Origin of the sequence: Vreelandella alkaliphila (genome assembly GCF_016107625.1) — a bacterium.
Taxonomy (GTDB): Bacteria; Pseudomonadota; Gammaproteobacteria; order Pseudomonadales; family Halomonadaceae; genus Vreelandella; species Vreelandella alkaliphila.
This window is the reverse complement of sequence record NZ_JABASV010000011.1, coordinates 55629-72953: the sequence shown is the minus strand read 5'-3', so window position 1 is coordinate 72953 and position 17325 is coordinate 55629. Positions and strand designations below refer to the sequence as shown.

Genomic DNA, 17325 nt, shown 5'->3' with positions numbered 1-17325 from the left:
CATGAGCATAGCGCTATCACGGCCCATAACTAAGCGCTTCGGGTTGCGCTGGCTTTGGGTGACGCCACTTGTGCTGGTGGCCGCACTCATCGCGGGCACCGCCATCGGCGAGACATCAATTCCCGTTGATACGATACTCAAAGTGCTCGCCAATCAACTACTTGGCGCGGATTACCCGGTTGATCGAATCGACGAGGGTATTATCTGGAACTACCGCCTCAGTCGCGCCGTCGTTGCCGCTTGCTGCGGCACCAGCTTGGCGCTGGCGGGAGTGGTATTGCAGGCCCTGCTGCGCAATCCACTAGCCGACCCCTATTTAATGGGCATTTCTGCTGGAGCCTCTACGGGTGCCGTTGCAGTGGCGGTTGCTGGGTTAGGCGCTGGCATGCTGTCGTTATCGTTGGGTGCCTTCGCTGGTGCCCTCCTCGCCTTTGGCATCGTAGTGATGCTCGCCCATGCGGCCAACAGCGGTGTTGGTGGTGGGCGTGGTGTTCAGGCAGCAGGAGCAATTATTCTGGCGGGGATTGCAGGTTCGCAGCTGTTTAATGCCCTAACCGCATTTATCATTACCAAGTCAGCAAGTGCTGAACAAGCGCGGGGCATTATGTTTTGGCTGATGGGCAATCTCTCCGGAGTGCGCTGGGCTGATGCTACCCTAGCGGTGCCTGCCGCGCTGTTCGGGCTAGTGGTTTGCCTATGGCACCGCCGTTCCTTGGATGCGTTTACCTTCGGGGCCGATAGCGCCGCGTCTATGGGCATTGCTGTGCGCCCGGTGCGCGGCATGCTGATTATCGCGATGGCGCTGGTCACTGCGGTAATGGTTTCCATCGTAGGAGCGATTGGCTTTGTTGGCTTAGTGATTCCCCATGCGATGCGCTTTATTGTCGGCAGCCAACACACGCGTTTGATACCCGCCACCGCGCTTGCTGGCGCGGTATTTTTAATCGGTTCAGACATTCTTTCGCGCACTCTAGTGTCTGGTCAGGTGCTTCCCATCGGGGTGATTACATCACTGATTGGCGCGCCCGCTTTTGCGCTTATTCTTGTCCGTGGCAAGAGGCATTAATGCAATTATCCGCAGAACAACTCACCTGGGCGGTACATGGCACGCCACTGGTCGTTGACGTCAATCTCACCGTCGAGCCCGGTCAAACCTTTGGTTTGGTGGGCCCCAACGGCTCGGGAAAAACGTCCCTGCTGCGTCTGCTGGCCGGTTTGAACAAACCAAAGACAGGCCTGGTGCGGATTGATAACCAGCCTTTGCACGCCCTCAAACAACGCACTATCGCTCAATCTATTGCCTTGGTTGAGCAACAGGCTGACACCACCGATAGAATTACCGTGCGCCAAGTGGTCGCGCTAGGTCGCACGCCTTTTCTTTCCGCCTTACGCGCCTGGTCAATTGAAGATGATGCCATCGTGGTTAAAGCGCTGATAGATGTTGATATGGCGCATATGGCAGATCGGCTTTGGCATACACTTTCTGGCGGTGAGCGCCAGCGCGTGCATATTGCTCGGGCATTGGCCCAACAGCCTAAGATCCTGCTGCTGGATGAACCCACCAACCATCTGGATATTCGCCACCAGCTGTCGATTCTTAAACTGGTCAGGCAACTGCCGATTACGGTAATTATTTCCCTGCACGACCTTAACCAAGCCATGGAGTGCGACCGAATCGGCGTTATGGATAGCGGCCGCCTGATCGATAGTGGCCCACCCCACGACGTGCTCACCGCCAGTAGGCTACAACAGACCTTTGGTGTGCATGCCCATGTGATCGATGACCCTGTCGATGGCAAACAGGTCATGCGTTTTCGCAATGCTGTTTAGAAACGTTGGCAAGGAGTAAATGACATTAGGTAAAAGCCAAGTAAAAGGCAGCGAGACCTCAGGGTATAGTGAGGCGTTTTCTTGGTTAAGATATTGGGACCCAAATGAGTACTGACCACTCACTAAATGCGCATCTTGCTAAATGGGAAAATGCTAAAAACCCTGTGGTGTCGATGTTTAAAGAGTACCCTGCGGGCCATCACATCCCTCCCCATCAACATCAGCGTGGACAGTTAATCTATGCCAGCACAGGTACGATGAGACTATGCACCAGCGATGAATACTGGTTATTACCTCCGTTTCGTGGCGTCTGGATGCCTCCTTACGTAGAACATGAAATGAGCGCCAGCACACCAGTTTCTTTGCGGACTTTATATGTCAATGTCGAATCGTTCACCTTAAACCTGCCTAGTCATCCAGTAGGAATAGGCGTCACTCCCCTTTTACGCGAGTTGCTGATCCGGGCCTCCTCTTTTTCAATCACCTATCATCCTGACAGCTTCGAAGAGCGCTTATTGCGGCTAACATTAGAAGAAATGAGGCAGGCCTTCGAGTGTGGATTAAAACTGCCCATGGGCAGAGATAAGCGTTTGAAAAAGATCTGCGATACGTTGCTGGAAAATCCGGGTGATGTGCGCTCACTGGCAGATTGGGCGAATGAGGTCGGAGCAACGACGCGGACACTATCCCGACTATTTCGCACTGAGACAGGTATTTCTTTTATTCAATGGCGAGAGCAGGTACGCATTGTAAGTGCCATGTCGGGGTTAAGCACCGGGCAACGCGTTAGCCAAGTTGCAGAGCATCTAGGATATGCCTCACAAGGGGCGTTTACCGTTATGTTCAAACGTGTCACGGGTAAATCTCCCCGAGAGTATTTAAACGATCTGTCCTGTTCTCAAACAAAGTTGTCTCGCATGGAAGAATAGAATCCGAGTGAGATTGATATTGTTTCTCTACTTCTTGAAATAATCGGTAGAGGAATATGAAACGTTCACTAACGTCACTCACTGACCACTATTACGTTCTGATAATCGCATCTACATTCCTGCAAGGGTCTTCTTTTGTCAGCACTAAACTCGTCATGGAACAGATGTCGCCGTTATGGGCAGCGTCTGCTCGTTTCCTGGTCGCAGCAGTATCCTTGTCGCCTTTTGTTTTTATCCAAATGCGCAGGCATAAAATATCTCTTAAAGAGCTTCCTTGGGTAAAACTGCTAATAATTGGTAGTTTTCAAACAGTCGGCGTCATGTCGCTACTCAACATTGGACTAACGGCGACTAGCCCTTCAATAGCTGCCATTCTTATGGCCAGTAATCCTCTACTGGTGGTTGTCTTAGCCTGGTTTATTTTAGGCGAGCGCTCCTCATCGCTTGCCTTATTCGGCTTAGCTTCTGCTTTTATTGGAGTGGTTATTTGTATTGGGATCGACGTTGACGGCTACCACGGAGTCGGGCGCGGAGAAGTACTTGTGATGCTGGCATCTACCTGCTGGGCCTGTTCTACCGTGTTAAGCAAGAAATTTGCCATGACGCTCTCACCCTGGATAATCACTTTCTGGCAGATGTTGATTGGCTCCCTGCTGCTCATGGTGATAGCTGCCTGCAGCAAACAACCTTTTTCCCTGCCGACGGATGCTTACCATTGGGGAATGTTTATGTGGCTGGCAATTCCCGCATCGACTGGAGCTATCGGGCTTTGGTTTGCGGCGTTAAAGATTGGCGGCTCCGTACATACAAGCGGCTTCTTGTTTCTGTGCCCACTGTTTGCCGCCCTGGTTGCATTTATATTGATCGGACAACACCCGGCATGGCATGAAGTGATTGGCGGTGTTTTGGTGGGCGCAGGCCTGTTTCTGATGTCCCGTCAGCGTCAACCAAACCAGCGACAGCAAAAACCAGCCCCCTTATTAGATGCCCGCTAACGTAGCAGCGAGCGCTAACTGTTGAGCTAGCTAAGCTTGTCATCACTCTTTTATGGGCACAAATACCGGTGCCCCTTCAACCTCGACCACCGCCAGCCGCTGCTGATAAAGACGTTCTAATGCACTGGGCACCAGCATGCTGTCTCGTGTGCCCCAGCAGGCGTCGCCATTTGGGTAGAGTAGTAAAAGATGGTCACACCAGCGGGCGGCTAGATTTAAATCGTGCAGGCACATCATCACCGCACTGCCCTGGGCTGCCTGCTGGGCCATCAGTGCCATCACTGCGCTTTGGTGGTGTAGGTCAAGGTGATTGGTTGGTTCGTCAGCTAGCCAGATGCTGGGGGCCTGAGTCAGTACCGTGGCCATCGCCACTCGCTGGCGCTCGCCGCCAGAAAGTGTACTCACCAAACGGTCGCGCAGGTGCGCAACGTCTAACCGTTCAAGCGCTGCTTCGGCCTGGGCGTAGTCGGCAGCGCCCTCCATTTGCCACGGCGATAGGTAGGGGTGGCGGCCAATCAGCGCGGTTTCCAGCACGGTCGCGGGAAAGCCATCCAAGCGTTCTTGGAAGACAACTCCCAACATTTGCGCAACTTGCCGCCTGCTCAGTGTCTCAAGCGGCTGCCCTCCCAGTAGCACTTGCCCGGAACGCGGCGCATTCAGCCCTGCCAAGGTGTGCAGCAGCGTCGTTTTACCTGCTCCGTTGGGGCCGAGCACGCCCCATACCTGCCCGGGTTCAATGGTTATATTCAGCGCCGTGCCATCGCTTCTTTCCGGCACGTTGATGATGAGGTCTTGGGTAACCAAACGGCTCATCAGCGGCTCCGGTAAAGCAGAAAGAGAAACGTCGGCACACCTAATAGCGCAGTAATCACTCCCACTGGCAGTTGTTCCGGAGCAATCATCGTACGCGCCAGTGTATCGGCCAGCACCAGCAAGGTGCCCCCAGCCAGAGCACAGGCCGGTAAGATTAACCGCTGATCATTACCCAGCAATAGGCGCAGCATATGTGGCACTACCAAGCCGACAAAGCCAATGCTGCCCGCCGTAGTAACAGCCGCGGCGGTTAACAAACTGGCGACAATATAGATGCACCACTCAAGTGGCCGGACGGCAACGCCCAGCGCAGCAGCTTGCTGCGGGCCACGGGCCAGCACATTTAAGCTGCGTCCAAGGGGCATCAGTACCACACAAGTAGCCAGTAACAGCAGCAGCGGAGGCCAAGGTGCGCGCGCGTAGGAAAGATCGCCCATTAGCCAATACAGCATGCCCGGTAACCGCTCAGCGGGGCTCAGTGCCAACATTAAAGTGATCACTGCGCCCCAGCCTGCCGCGACGACGACGCCGGTTAGCAGTAACCGCGAAGGTGTCCAACTGCCGCTGCCGTGGGCCAAACCAAAGACTAAGAACGTCGAAAATAGCGCACCGCCAAATGCCGAACCTGAAATTGCCAATCCGCCCAGCCCAGCCAGCATGGCAGCAAGTGCACCAATCGAGGCACCACCGGAAAGCCCGAGTACATAAGGGTCTGCAAGAGGATTACGCAACAGCACTTGCATCAGAGCACCCGCTACCGCCAACAAACCACCGACAGCAAAAGCCGAAAGCGCCCTTGGCAAGCGCAGCTCCAGCACCATGGTACGCGCAAGCGCATTGCCCTCGTCCTGGCCTATATAACCAAGATTACCGAGAACCACTTGCCAAATTTGCGCTGGGGAAAGCTGCGCACTGCCGACGCCAAGGGCGATCACTAGCGAAGTCAGTGCCGCCAGCAGCAACAGGCCAAGCGGGAAGCCCAAACGTGCTAACATTTAATGGCGCTCGCGTTTTTGTCGGGCGATATCAAGCTTCTCGCAGAGAATCTTGCTACCTTCCATCAAGCGCGGGGTGGGCCGCTGAATCAGAGAAGGCGGGACAAAAAAGAGATTATCATCGGCAACCGCCGTTACGTTTGAGTACTGCTCCCAGTGGGTCAACCAATGGCGATTCTCTTCCCCCATCCCTCCGGCAACAATCGCTTCAGGGTTTGCCGCCAGGACAGCCTCATCATCAATGCGAGGCACTAGGCGCGCCTGCTCACCAAACACATTTTCACCACCGCAGATCTCGATCACCTGGCCGATAAGATGTGCGTCATTGACACTCATTAACGGCTCATCCCACACTTGATAGAAGGTGCGCACTGGCTCTCGATCACGGTAGCGAACTGCCAGTTCAGCCATCCTCGACCGGAAATTATCAGCGACCGACTGCCCGGCGCTTTCAGTGCCAGCCAGCCTCGCCAAACGCTCAATTGCGCTGGCCACTCCCTCAAAATTCCTAGGCTCAATATAGAATACCGGCATACCCAGCGCTTCAAGGGTTTCCAACTGTTCAGCGGGGTTCCCGGTTACCCAGCCGATCACTAAATCAGGCGCCAGCCCTACCAGGGCTTCTAAATCAATGCGCGTGTGACTACCAACAGACGCAACCTCTTTGGCCTCCGGTGGATAATCACTGTAGCTAACCACAGCCACCACTTGGTCCCCAGCGCCCGCTGCATAGGTCAGCTCCGTCGCCCCTGGCGAAAGCGTGGCAATACGTTGTGCTGACGTGTATAGACACACCTCACGGCCACGATCATCCACCGCGCAGCGGCTGTGGTCATCTGCCAATACGGCGTTTGAAACCACACCACTGAGCATTGATAAGCTTAGTATCAATCGACTTAATAACAGTGCGGGGCCAGTGGCCCCGCGATGTTTAAAAAATCTCTGATTCGCTTTTTTATTGGCCAAAGTGAACACTTAAAAACCCTGCGCGGCCTGCGTTAATATAGTCGGCACCATCAAACGAGCGCGTTGTAATGTAATCTTGGTCCAACGCGTTTTCCAACGTTACTCGCGCACTCCATAGCGGGGCAAACTGCCAACCTGCACGCAGGTTAACCAACCCGTAACCGCTGAGGCGGTCTTGATTCTGCGCATCACGGTAACGGTGGTTTTGAGCAATCCAGGAGCCACCCACCGACCAGTCGCCAAGTTCACGGTCTACGTCTAAGCGAAGGCTTTGTGAGGCGCGGTTTTGCAGGCGCTTACCAGTTAGGCGGTTTTCAGGATCGGTGTAGGTCAGCGCGGCGGCTAGCGTCCAATCGTCGAGCTCGACGCCTGCAGCCAGCTCAGCTCCACGAATGCGGGTTTCGGGTACGTTAAACAGCAACCCCTGACCAGCAATCAAGTTGTCGATATCGGTTTGATAGAGTGCCGCATCCCAGAACCAATGGCCGTACTGACCGCGCACACCTACCTCAATGCTTTGCGACGTTTCAGACTCTAAGTCGGGATTACCAAAGCCTGGGAAGTAGAGCTGGTTGTAGGTGGGTGCGTTAAAGGCTGTACCGTAGTTGGCACGCAAGGTGTGGTGGCCGTCTACGTCATAGCCCACGCCTACGCTGCCGGTGACTTCTTCACCGTAAGCTTCATTGTCATCGAAGCGCAAGCTGGCTTGCAGAGTAAACGGCGCAAAATCGAGCAAGGCTTGGGTAAATACCGCCGCGTTGCTACGGCTAGTTTCATCGTACGCCGTAGTGCTATTAACGCGATCTTCGCTGTATTCAGCGCCTGCAATCAGCTCGTGGGCACCCGCCGTTAAGGTATTTTCCCAGCGCGCGGTACTCACCTTGGTGTTAAACACGGAGTCACCAAAGTTATCGATGTTATCGCTTTCATCACGAGATTCGCTGAGTGTTAAGCGGCTGCGCCAGTTATCGGTTATCGGCAGCTCACCGTAGACACCCGCCACCTGCTGAACGAAATCGTTTTCACCGCCATCGTATTCGTTATGACCACGGGCACGAAGCGCCAACACGCCCGCTTCTGCACCACTTTCAAAGGTGTGAGATACCCGCGCTAACGCCGTGGTGTTGTCATAGCCCTTATCGTCGCCATCGCGTCGAATCGGTTGACCATCCGTGGTGAAGTGGCTAGCGGAAAAGCTATAGCGGGTGCCGCCCTCTTTGCCGCTAATGCCGGCACTCAGGCGCTGGGTATTAAACGAACCACCACCTACAGAAATACGCGGTTGCGGACCCTCTTCTTCGCCTTGGGGGGTAAACAACTGAATAACGCCGCCAATTGCGTCAGCACCGTATAGGCTGCCACGCGGACCACGCACAATTTCAGCGCGATCAAACATGCGCGGCTCCAGATGCTGCCAGGCAGCCCCACCACTAGTGGCGGAGCGAAGACGAATCCCGTCAATCAACAGGACATTTTGGCCGCTACCGCTGCCGCGAATAAAAACGCTGCTGTTTTTACCAAAGCTGCCATTTGTAGAAACATCCACCCCAGGCTGGCCGCGCAACAAGTCGGTAATACTTACCGGATCTTGGCGGCGTAACGTTGCTTCGTCCAGCACGGTAACCGAGGACAGGCTTTCATTGGCAGTACGCGGCGCAAGTGCGGCGGTAACAACAACGGGGTTTAATGTATTCGCAGCAGGCTGTGCGTTAGATTGGGCTTGAACGGCCATGGGCAATGCGGCCATCGCAAACGCCGCCAGAGTGGCGGTGGAATGAAAACGGTAAGACATGAGGAGATCCCTTGCTCACTGTGCTCACCCGCACAGCGTATTTTTTTGACCGGGCAGAGGGATGATAGGGAGATCAGCAGCCTAAGCTAGCGATATCACCCTGAGCACGCCCTCCGCGTCTCGGCATGTTGTGGTCCTGTAGAACCATGCCTCTTAGGCCGGTCTCCGGGCTGACGAGCGAAAAGCGGATAACAGCATCATGCCTTTCCGAACGACCACCTTCCCATGCGTTAGCACAGTGGCGTCTTTAGCCGTTCTTATCTCGATCACCGTTGCGGGGGCAGCGTTGGATTCACGTAAGTGTTCACCAACTTCCCGTTTAACTGATGGCGACAATGGCCATCAGCACCTGAGAGTGCGCGTAAACTAGCAACTTGTTAGGGGCTGGTCAATTTAACCGACTAGGCTTTAAGCGCCTGCACGAGCCCATGTCGTACATGCCAGACCTGCTCGGATTGGGCGGCAGCGTCTTGGCTAAACCAGCCGCTTAAATCACGCAGGCGACGCTGGTCTCGGGCCATGGGGACGATTCCTCGCCCTAACTCATTCATGATGACCACCAGCGTCACGCCATGGGTTTGTGCGGCGGTGGCCAAGCTTTCCAGATCTCCCCGCCACAGAGCGCGCGACGCATCGCTGCTCATATCAGAGTGCAGCACTGCCGCTAACCACTCAAACACACCGTGCAGAACGAGCGGCACATTGGGCTGCATGATGTGGGTCACTTCGTGTAAACGCTGCCCTGGAGAAAGCCGCCACCAAACAGCGCTGGGAAAGCGTGCTTTTACAACATCGCGCTTACCTGCGCAGGCACCGCCGATGAACAGCTGCATTGCCACTCTCCTTTGCCATCTTCACGTTTTAGATACGTCAGTTGCCAACGCCGTCCTTGTGCTTGATGAACGATGCCTTCCCAAAAACCAATGGTTTCGAAGCGACGCCGCAACTCGCGTATTACCCCGCCGTGGGTAACAACCAGCACTTTCTGATAATGATGTTCGCGGGCGTGCGCCGCCACCTCTTCAAGCCAAGCATTTAGACGGTCACGTAGCTGGCCGGAAGATTCGCCGCCGGGAATTTGCAGCTCACCCACGCTGTCAATCCAAGCGCGATAATGGGGTAAGTCTTTTAGTTCATCGTAAACTTTGCCTTCATAGTCACCAAAATCCAGCTCCCGTAATCGTGGTTCTAGATACAGCGGCACACCCGGCTTTGCCGCCTGCGACCACTCGAGGGTTTGCTGACAGCGGTTTAAATCGCTTGAATAAACAGCGTCAAAGCACTCTTCTGCCAATGCGTCACGCAGTGCCAGCAGTCCCGCTTCCGCATCAGGAAATAGCAACGGAATATCGCGCTGCCCTTGGTATCGGCGCTCTAAATTCCAGGCGGTGATACCGTGGCGAACTGCCACCAACTCCACATTAAGACCAGTAGCCAAAGCTCTCCTCCTTCAATGGTGGCACCTACCATATCGCCATTGATGCCGTTAAATAGCCGCAGCATTGCCCTTCTGGCGATTGCTACCCACACGATGATGACCAACCCCCAGACCAGCAATGCTGGTGAAACCGCAACAACCAGCGCCAACGGTAGCAAGGCATAACCAGCATCACGGGCGCTAAGCGACTGCTGCCAGCTCCATGCGAGCCCCTTCGAGTGAGCACAGGGGGTAAAAATCAGCAGTGCGACCCCAGCAAATCGGCCTAATGCAGGCACTGCCACCAGCCACCACAGCGGTGCCTGATAAGCCACCAGCGCCCAAAGCAATACGCCCTTCCAGGCCAGCAAAAACAGCAAGGCCAGGATGCCAAAACTGCCTATCTGAGCGTCCTTCATGATTTCCCAACGCCGCTCAATGGGTTGGTTACTGCCTAACGCATCGGCAAGGTCCATTACGCCATCGAGATGTAAACCACCCGAAAGCGCTACCCATAGGCTTAGCAGTAACAACGCAGTGATTGGCGCTGGTGACGCGATGAGACTTAATAGCAGCGCGCTTAACGCCAGCATGCTGCCAATTAACAACCCTACCAACGGATAAGCGCGAATTGCCCAGCGACGGGTGGCAGGTGTCCATGGGCAGGCAACAGGAAGCGGAATTCGGGTTAGAAACTGCAGCGCGAGTATTAGGCCGAACAGCGCATTTTTCATCGTTTCCACTCCCTAGCACAGCCCGCGATGACTTCAAGCACTGAGTCAGCTTCCAGCGCTAACCAACGGTGTAAGCACTGGATAAACTCAACGTAGCGCCAGGTAGTCGGCTGATCAGCAATCAGCTCTTCGTTAAGATCGTTCGACACAATCACCAGTGTTAGCCCCCGTGCTTGTGCATCACGCAGGCAGCGAGCCAGCAGCGCTAGGCCTTGCTCATCACTGAATTCTTCATTTGGCTCAGCGCCAAACAGCACTTGTCCTGCCCAGAGAGTTAAACAATCGAGCAGCACCGCGTGGTGATCGGGCACTTGGGCAATGGCTTGGTCAATCGCCAGGGGCGCTTCTAGCGTTACCCATTGGCCTTCCCGGCGTGCCTGGTGGCGCGATACCCGGTCGGCCATTTCGGCGTCGTAAACTTTAGCGGTGGCAATGTAATAGCAGTTGGCGTCACCCGCCGCGCTGAGCACACGCTGCTCCGCTACTTGGCTTTTTCCAGAGCGAGCGCCCCCACTAACAAAGACAATCATGCAGCACCTTTAGCAAGCGGTTATTTGCCGACTCATCACGCAGTGCCAAGCGTAACCAACTGCCCTCAAGCCCTTTAAAGCTGTGGGTATGCCTCGCCAGTAGCCCTTTATAAAGCATACGTTCAAACAGGTCTGCGCTGGTCACGCCGCGTTCACGCTGTAAAACACCTGGCCGCACAAGGAAAAAGCAGCTGTGACTGGGCACCACCTCAAGCCCTAGCGCCTGCAACGCCTTGCTCAGACGTGGCTGCTCACTGGCCAGCCACTGCTGGGTGAGCCGTGCAAACTCGCTATCCGCTAACAGCGGTGCCACCAGTTCAGCAGCAAGATGGTTCACACTCCAGGGCGGTTGGTGGTGACTCATGGTGTCTACTATGTTTTTCGAAGCCAGCACGTAGCCTAGGCGCAATCCAGGCAAGGTATAAAACTTGGTCATTGAGCGTAGCAGTACTAAATGACAGTAACGCTTAAGCAACGGCGTCAGCGCCTCGACGCCTATTGATAGATCGATAAATGCTTCGTCGACCACCACTTGGGTTCCAGTAGTCTGCGTATGCGCTAGCAGTCTCTCTACTGCATTGATGGATATCAGCGTGCCAGTTGGGTTATTCGGACGACACAGAAACACCACGTCGGCATTTGCTGCCTTCTCTAGCAGGTCGGCCATATCACAAGCGAAATGCGGCTCGCGCAATACATGCTCGGTCATTTCAATACGGTGGGCAGAACAGGCTCTGGCATATTCACCAAAGCTGGGAGCCAATAATAAGGCTCGGCCACCGGCATGCAGCGCAGCGGCAAGAAAAATGGCCTCTGCCCCACCATTGGTCAGCAGTACTTGTGCTGGCTGAACACCATTTTGCGCCGCAATGGCCTGCCGGGCTGAGGCGTAGTCCGGCGAGGGATAGCGGCTAAGCCCACCAAGCCTTGTTACCAACCAGCTTGCCAGCCACTCGGGCGGCCCAAGCGGGTTAAGGTTAGCGCTCACATCGTCAATCACATGATCGGCAGGTAGCCCAAAACGCTTCAGCAGCGCTGCGGCCTGGCCACCATGGCTTGGCCAATCAGCCGCCTCGTGAACAGTGGTTTGACAACTCATAGCCATGAAATCCCCGCGCCTGCCGACCCCATTAATACGCCCGTTAATACACTCATCAACACGGCCATTAACAAGAAAAACAGCAGCCAAGCACCGTGCATTAATTTAATTGCGGCGTTGATATGCGAACACGTCAGCGTTTCCAGTGGCGAGCCAAGAGTTGCTCGATGAGAAACCGCACCCTGATAAACATTGGTGCCGCCCAATTGCACACCCAGCAGGTTCGCGACCATGGCTTCTGGCCACCCCGCATTAGGGCTTGGGTGGCGAGGCGCTTCGCGGCAGGTAGCCAACATGGCCCGACGCCAATAGTGCGCCGATGATTGCCAGCTGATCAGCCCCCCGGCAACCCACAAGCATAGCGCGGTCAGCCTGGCGGGCAGCCAGTTAGCTATATCATCGAGCTTCGCCGAGGCATAGCCGAAGTCGCTATAGCGTTCATTTTGATAGCCCACCATGGAGTCCAGCGTGTTGATCGCTTTATAAGCCAGCGCCAGCGGCGCACCGCCGATAAACGCGAAGAATAGCGGCGAGGTGATGCCATCCACCGTATTTTCTGCAATGGTTTCCACCGCACCACGGGTAATTTCCGCTTCATCCAGTTGCTCGGTATCACGCCCCACCACCATGGAAAGTGCCTTTCGTGCCGATACTAAATCACCGTTAGCCAGCGGCACGGCAATGGCGCGCCCCGCTTCCGCCAAGCCTTTTATGGCCAGCGTTGTCGCCAGCAACCAAAGCTCAGCAGCTAGCCCAAGCCAAGGGTGCACCCAAGTCAGTAGTTCCAAACTCAGCCAAGCGAGGCTAAACGTGCCCAGCACAATGGTGGCGGTGAGTAAAAAACCCAGGAGTCGACGGCGCTTGTCACTTCCCTGGTTCCAGCGCTGCTCAAGTACGCTGATGGCACGCCCTATTATGACCACTGGGTGCGGCAACGAACGCGGGTCACCAACGACTAAGTCGATGACAATCGCCAGTGCAACAATAACGATCTCGCCATACATGACGCCCCCAGTCATGGCGCACTATTATCGTGAATACCCGCATCGGCAAAAGTGGCCATCTCACTGAGCATCGCGGCGGCGGCCTGCAATAACGGAAACGCCAATGCCGCGCCACTGCCTTCTCCCAGGCGCATTCCCAAGGCTAACAGCGGCGACGCATCAAGTGCCTCAAGGGCCGTGGCATGGCCGGGCTCTTCAGAGCGATGTCCAAAAATCAAATAACCACGCACCGCCGGACATAAACGGCAGGCCGTCAGGGCGGCTACTGTAGCAATAAAGCCATCCACAATGGCCGGCAGTCGGTTTGCCGCCGTGGCCAAATAAGCCCCTGTCATGGCAGCAATCTCTAACCCGCCGAGCTTGGTTAGCACCTCCATGGGGTCTTCGGCATTGGCTTGGCGTGCCTTTAGCGCCCGCTCGATCACCGCTACTTTATGGGCCTGCTGAGTGCTGTTAATACCGGTGCCAGTGCCCACCAACTGAGCCACTGGCTTGCCGGTCAGAGCCGCCAGCATGGCGCTGCTTGCCGTGGTATTAGCAATGCCCATTTCACCAACAATAATACATTTCGCGCCCGCCTGAACGGCTCGCTCAACGGCCTCGCAGCCTACCTGTAATGCAGCTAACGCTTCGTCACGGCTCATGGCATCTTCAAGCACCATATTGGCGGTGCCCGCGCGCACCTTGGCATCGGTAATACCCGGCATCACTAGGTGTGAAGCAACGCCAACATCCACGACCTCAACCTGGGCGCCAATTTGTCTAGCAAAGACATTAATTGCCGCACCACCACGGTCAAAATTAGCCACCATCTGTGCCGTGACTTCTTGCGGAAAGGCTGACACGCCCTCTTCAGCAACACCATGATCAGCAGCAAAGACAATGATCGCCGGTGGCGTGATGCTTGGCTGACAATCACCAGTGATCTCACTCAGCGTAACGGCCAATGCCTCTAACTGGCCGAGGCTGCCCGGCGGCTTAGTGAGCGTATCAATATAGCGAAGCGTCAATGCGCCAGTGTGGCTATCAAGTGGGGTGACTTGGTTAACGATGGGATGCATAGCAGCTCCAGGGCAGCAATCGAATTCATTTTGCGCCAGATGGTAGCAAAAGCGCGGCTGCTATACTTGCGCTTTAAGCTGCTTCAACACGCAACAACCCCATCCGGAGACGGATTGCCCTGTTAGCTGTAATGTTCATAAAAGCATCATCATTTACGACGATAGTTGCTATTAATCAGGGGTAATAAAACTACAAATATGGTTTTTATTGCCGTAAAGCCTCTTATATCGACACAAAAAGATGTAAAATAACTACAAACTTGACTCACCGTCTCTACCATGCAGAGGTCTCTATGCCGAGCTCAACACCCGCTACTTTAAATCCTACCGTTGCTGAGGTTACCCAACGCATTCGTGAGCGCTCTGCTGAGCGGCGTGCTCTCTATGAGCAACGCATGGCGGACCAGCATAAGCGTGGTGTGCACCGTGCAGAGCTATCCTGCGGTAACCTGGCCCACGGCTTTGCCGCCTGTAACCCCCAAGAGAAAGACTCCCTGAAGCTAATGAACAGCGCCAACTTGGGGATCATTTCTTCTTACAACGATATGCTGTCGGCCCACCAGCCGTTTGAAACCTTTCCGGAAACCATCAAAGCCGCTGCTAGCGCCATGGGCTCAACCGCCCAGTTTGCCGGTGGTGTTCCCGCCATGTGTGATGGAGTTACCCAAGGGCAACCGGGCATGGAACTGTCGCTGTTTTCCCGCGACGTGATTGCGATGGCAGCTGCAGTTGGGCTTTCACACAACATGTTTGATGCTGCCCTTTATCTGGGCGTATGCGACAAGATTATCCCTGGTCTGTTTATCGCAGCGGCACGCTTTGGCCACCTACCTGCCATGTTCGTACCCGCTGGCCCAATGCCCAGCGGCCTACCGAACAAAGAGAAAGCGCGCATCCGTCAGCTATACGCAGAAGGCAAAGTGGGCCGCGAAGAGCTGCTGCAAGCGGAGTCTGACTCCTATCACAGCCCTGGTACCTGCACCTTCTACGGCACAGCCAACTCAAACCAGCTGATGATGGAAGTGATGGGGCTTCACCTGCCAGGCACCTCGTTTGTGAACCCAGGCACGGAAATGCGCGAAGCCCTGACCCGCTACGCGACCGAACAGGCGATTCGCAACACTGAACCTGGCGGCGACTACCGCCCTTTCTATAAGCAGATCGATGAACGCGCCATCGTCAACGCGGTGGTGGGTTTATTGGCATCTGGCGGTTCAACCAACCATACGATGCATTTGATTGCCATGGCCGCTGCGTCGGGCATTACGCTGAACTGGGACGACTTCACAGATCTCTCCGCCGTAACGCCTAGCCTGATGCAGGTATACCCTAACGGCCAAGCAGACATTAACCACTTCCAGGCGGCAGGCGGCATGAGTTACCTGTTCCGCGAATTGCTGGGCGCTGGCTTATTGCACGGCGATATCCCGACGGTGTTCGGCACCGACCTGACGGCCTACACACAAGAGCCCTTCCTGGAAAATGGCAAAGTGGTTTGGCGCGAAGGCCCAGAAAGCAGCTTAGATGAAAACGTTTTACGCCCAGTCGCTACCCCCTTCGCAGCGACTGGCGGCCTAACAGTAATGAAAGGCAACCTGGGACGCGGCGTGATCAAAGTATCCGCCGTTGCCGACGAACATCGTGTAGTAGAAGCACCGGTGAAAATCTTCGCCGACCAGAACGAAATGAAGGCTGCGTTTGAATCCGGCGACTTAGATCGCGATGTCATCGTTGTGGTGCGCTTCCAGGGGCCAAAAGCCAATGGCATGCCGGAACTTCACAAACTGACGCCGTTCCTGGGCGTACTGCAGGACCGTGGCTTCAAAGTGGCACTGGTGACTGATGGCCGTATGTCTGGCGCGTCGGGTAAAGTACCCGCTGCGATCCATATCAGCCCAGAAGCACTGGACGGTGGCCCGCTATCGAAACTGCGCGACGGCGACATTGTGCGCCTGGACGCCAACGCAGGTACGCTGGAAGCCAAAGTAGAGGCGGCTACCTGGGCCGATCGCGAGCGCGTAGTGGCGAATTTGGACCACTACCACGTTGGCCTAGGCCGCGAACTGTTTAGCGGCTTCCGCCACCTGGCCATGCGTGGCGAAGAAGGCGCAGGCTCGCTGGGCGGCTTTGAAGCCGATGATCTCGCTCGCCAACAGGGCCAGATTCTTCAAGAGGATGCCTAATGCGACCGGCCTTAATTGGTGATATTGGCGGTACCAATGCCCGCCTGGCGCTCGTCACGCCAGGTGAGGTGACGCCCCACGATATTATTAATCTTCCCTGCGCGGACTACCCTGGGGTTATCGACGCGATTCAGGACTACCTGGAGCGCGTGGGCGCCACTGGGGAAAATGCACCGGTGGAAGCCTGTTTGGCGTTTGCCTGCCCGGTTCACGCCGAGCGGGTCAAGATGACCAATAATCACTGGGATTTTATGAAAAGCGATGTTCAGCAGACGCTGAACCTATCGCTGTTTAAAGTGATTAATGATTTTACCGCACAGGCTCTGGGCGTACCCCATGTAGACGCCGACAACCTGGTGGAAGTGCAAGCAGGTGTGGCTCAGTCTCACTCTACCCGCTTGGTGATTGGCCCCGGTACAGGTCTGGGCGTTGCTGGTGTTTTTCCCGGCCAACACGCCTGGATACCGCTTCCCACCGAGGGCGGCCACGTCACGTTCGCCCCCACTGACAGCACCGAGCGAGCGCTGCTGGATGTTTTTCTACAGCGCTACCAACGGGTCAGCGTAGAACGTATTTTATGCGGCCAGGGCTTGCTGGAGCTGTACCAGGCCCATTGTGCTCTGAACGAGCAAACGCCTAGCTGCACGACGCCAGCCGAGGTTACCCAAGCCGCCAACCAGGGTGACTCTATCGCCACCGCCAGCCTGCTGCGCTTTTTAAAAATCCTCGGCGATGTGTGTGGCGACGCGACCCTAACAATGGGCGCAAGAGGCGGCGTTTATCTATGCGGCGGGATTTTACCGCGCCTACTGGAGTGGCTACCCAAATCCGAACTGCGTAATAGCTTTGTGAACAAAGGTCGGATGGGCGCGTATAACGCCGATATTCCCGTGTGGATTGTTACTCACCCGTGGACAGGGCTGCTCGGCGCCGCCGAAGCGCTGCATAACGAAGAAGTCTTTTAACTTATTAGGAAT

At 55.4% G+C, this 17325-nt stretch carries 17 protein-coding genes and 1 riboswitch; of the genes, 6 read left to right on the top strand and 11 right to left on the bottom strand.

The genetic code is table 11. The features are described from left to right. Position 1 precedes the first annotated feature (1 nt). The 4 genes from JFC11_RS15610 (at position 2) to JFC11_RS15595 (ending at position 3754) form a co-directional block, all read left to right on the top strand. Complete coding sequence (locus JFC11_RS15610) at positions 2-1066, top strand: FecCD family ABC transporter permease (protein ID WP_193060270.1); 1065 nt, start codon at positions 2-4, stop codon at positions 1064-1066. After that, the gene (locus tag JFC11_RS15605; RefSeq protein WP_198349934.1) at positions 1066-1830 is read left to right on the top strand and encodes an ABC transporter ATP-binding protein; all 765 of its coding nucleotides are present in this window, start codon (positions 1066-1068) and stop codon (positions 1828-1830) included. The genes JFC11_RS15610 and JFC11_RS15605 overlap by 1 nt, the downstream gene beginning before the upstream one ends. Positions 1831-1934: 104 nt before the next feature. Then, complete coding sequence (locus JFC11_RS15600; protein WP_198349933.1) at positions 1935-2759, top strand: AraC family transcriptional regulator; 825 nt, start codon at positions 1935-1937, stop codon at positions 2757-2759. A 56-nt stretch (positions 2760-2815) separates the two neighbouring features. Then, the gene (locus tag JFC11_RS15595) at positions 2816-3754 is read left to right on the top strand and encodes a DMT family transporter (RefSeq protein ID WP_198349932.1); all 939 of its coding nucleotides are present in this window, start codon (positions 2816-2818) and stop codon (positions 3752-3754) included. A 42-nt stretch (positions 3755-3796) separates the two neighbouring features. Here the strand turns inward: JFC11_RS15595 and JFC11_RS15590 are convergent, their stop codons facing one another. The 11 genes from JFC11_RS15590 to cobT all read right to left on the bottom strand — a co-directional run bounded on the left by JFC11_RS15590 (position 3797) and on the right by cobT (position 14165). After that, complete coding sequence (locus tag JFC11_RS15590; RefSeq protein WP_198349931.1) at positions 3797-4567, bottom strand: ABC transporter ATP-binding protein; 771 nt, start codon at positions 4565-4567, stop codon at positions 3797-3799. Next, entirely contained in the window at positions 4567-5562 is a 996-nt protein-coding gene (locus JFC11_RS15585) for a FecCD family ABC transporter permease (protein ID WP_198349930.1), read from the bottom strand. Before JFC11_RS15585 ends, JFC11_RS15590 begins: the two co-directional genes overlap by 1 nt. Further along, positions 5563-6435, bottom strand: a complete 873-nt coding sequence (locus tag JFC11_RS15580; protein ID WP_198349929.1) for a cobalamin-binding protein — start codon at positions 6433-6435, stop codon at positions 5563-5565. It lies immediately after the preceding gene. 82 nt (positions 6436-6517) lie between these two features. Next, positions 6518-8320, bottom strand: a complete 1803-nt coding sequence (locus JFC11_RS15575) for a TonB-dependent receptor domain-containing protein (RefSeq protein WP_038483353.1) — start codon at positions 8318-8320, stop codon at positions 6518-6520. Positions 8321-8459: 139 nt separating this feature from the next. Further along, a riboswitch (cobalamin riboswitch) is annotated at positions 8460-8688 on the bottom strand. Positions 8689-8721: 33 nt separating this feature from the next. Further along, positions 8722-9153, bottom strand: a complete 432-nt coding sequence (locus JFC11_RS15570) for a bifunctional adenosylcobinamide kinase/adenosylcobinamide-phosphate guanylyltransferase (RefSeq protein ID WP_038483350.1) — start codon at positions 9151-9153, stop codon at positions 8722-8724. After that, a complete protein-coding gene (locus JFC11_RS15565; protein WP_198349928.1) occupies positions 9105-9758 on the bottom strand; it encodes a histidine phosphatase family protein in 654 nt (217 codons plus the stop codon). The genes JFC11_RS15570 and JFC11_RS15565 overlap by 49 nt, the downstream gene beginning before the upstream one ends. Next, positions 9695-10471 carry an adenosylcobinamide-GDP ribazoletransferase gene (gene cobS, locus JFC11_RS15560; protein WP_198349927.1) on the bottom strand — a complete coding sequence of 259 codons (777 nt, stop codon included), beginning with the start codon at positions 10469-10471 and terminating at the stop codon, positions 9695-9697. The genes JFC11_RS15565 and cobS overlap by 64 nt, the downstream gene beginning before the upstream one ends. Next, a complete protein-coding gene (locus tag JFC11_RS15555) occupies positions 10468-11001 on the bottom strand; it encodes a bifunctional adenosylcobinamide kinase/adenosylcobinamide-phosphate guanylyltransferase (RefSeq protein ID WP_198349926.1) in 534 nt (177 codons plus the stop codon). Before JFC11_RS15555 ends, cobS begins: the two co-directional genes overlap by 4 nt. Beyond that, a complete protein-coding gene (gene cobD / locus JFC11_RS15550) occupies positions 10985-12100 on the bottom strand; it encodes a threonine-phosphate decarboxylase CobD (RefSeq protein ID WP_198349955.1) in 1116 nt (371 codons plus the stop codon). Before cobD ends, JFC11_RS15555 begins: the two co-directional genes overlap by 17 nt. Further along, positions 12097-13104: an adenosylcobinamide-phosphate synthase CbiB gene (gene cbiB / locus JFC11_RS15545; RefSeq protein WP_232482938.1), complete on the bottom strand. Its 1008-nt coding sequence runs from the start codon at positions 13102-13104 to the stop codon at positions 12097-12099. The genes cobD and cbiB overlap by 4 nt, the downstream gene beginning before the upstream one ends. An 11-nt stretch (positions 13105-13115) precedes the next feature. Next, entirely contained in the window at positions 13116-14165 is a 1050-nt protein-coding gene (cobT, locus tag JFC11_RS15540; RefSeq protein ID WP_198349924.1) for a nicotinate-nucleotide--dimethylbenzimidazole phosphoribosyltransferase, read from the bottom strand. Positions 14166-14458: 293 nt separating this feature from the next. On the opposite strand from cobT, the gene edd reads away from it, so the two are divergent. Both edd and glk read left to right on the top strand, forming a co-directional pair. Next, complete coding sequence (edd, locus tag JFC11_RS15535) at positions 14459-16348, top strand: phosphogluconate dehydratase (RefSeq protein WP_095604272.1); 1890 nt, start codon at positions 14459-14461, stop codon at positions 16346-16348. Further along, the gene (gene glk / locus JFC11_RS15530; RefSeq protein WP_198349923.1) at positions 16348-17313 is read left to right on the top strand and encodes a glucokinase; all 966 of its coding nucleotides are present in this window, start codon (positions 16348-16350) and stop codon (positions 17311-17313) included. Before edd ends, glk begins: the two co-directional genes overlap by 1 nt. Positions 17314-17325 lie beyond the last annotated feature (12 nt).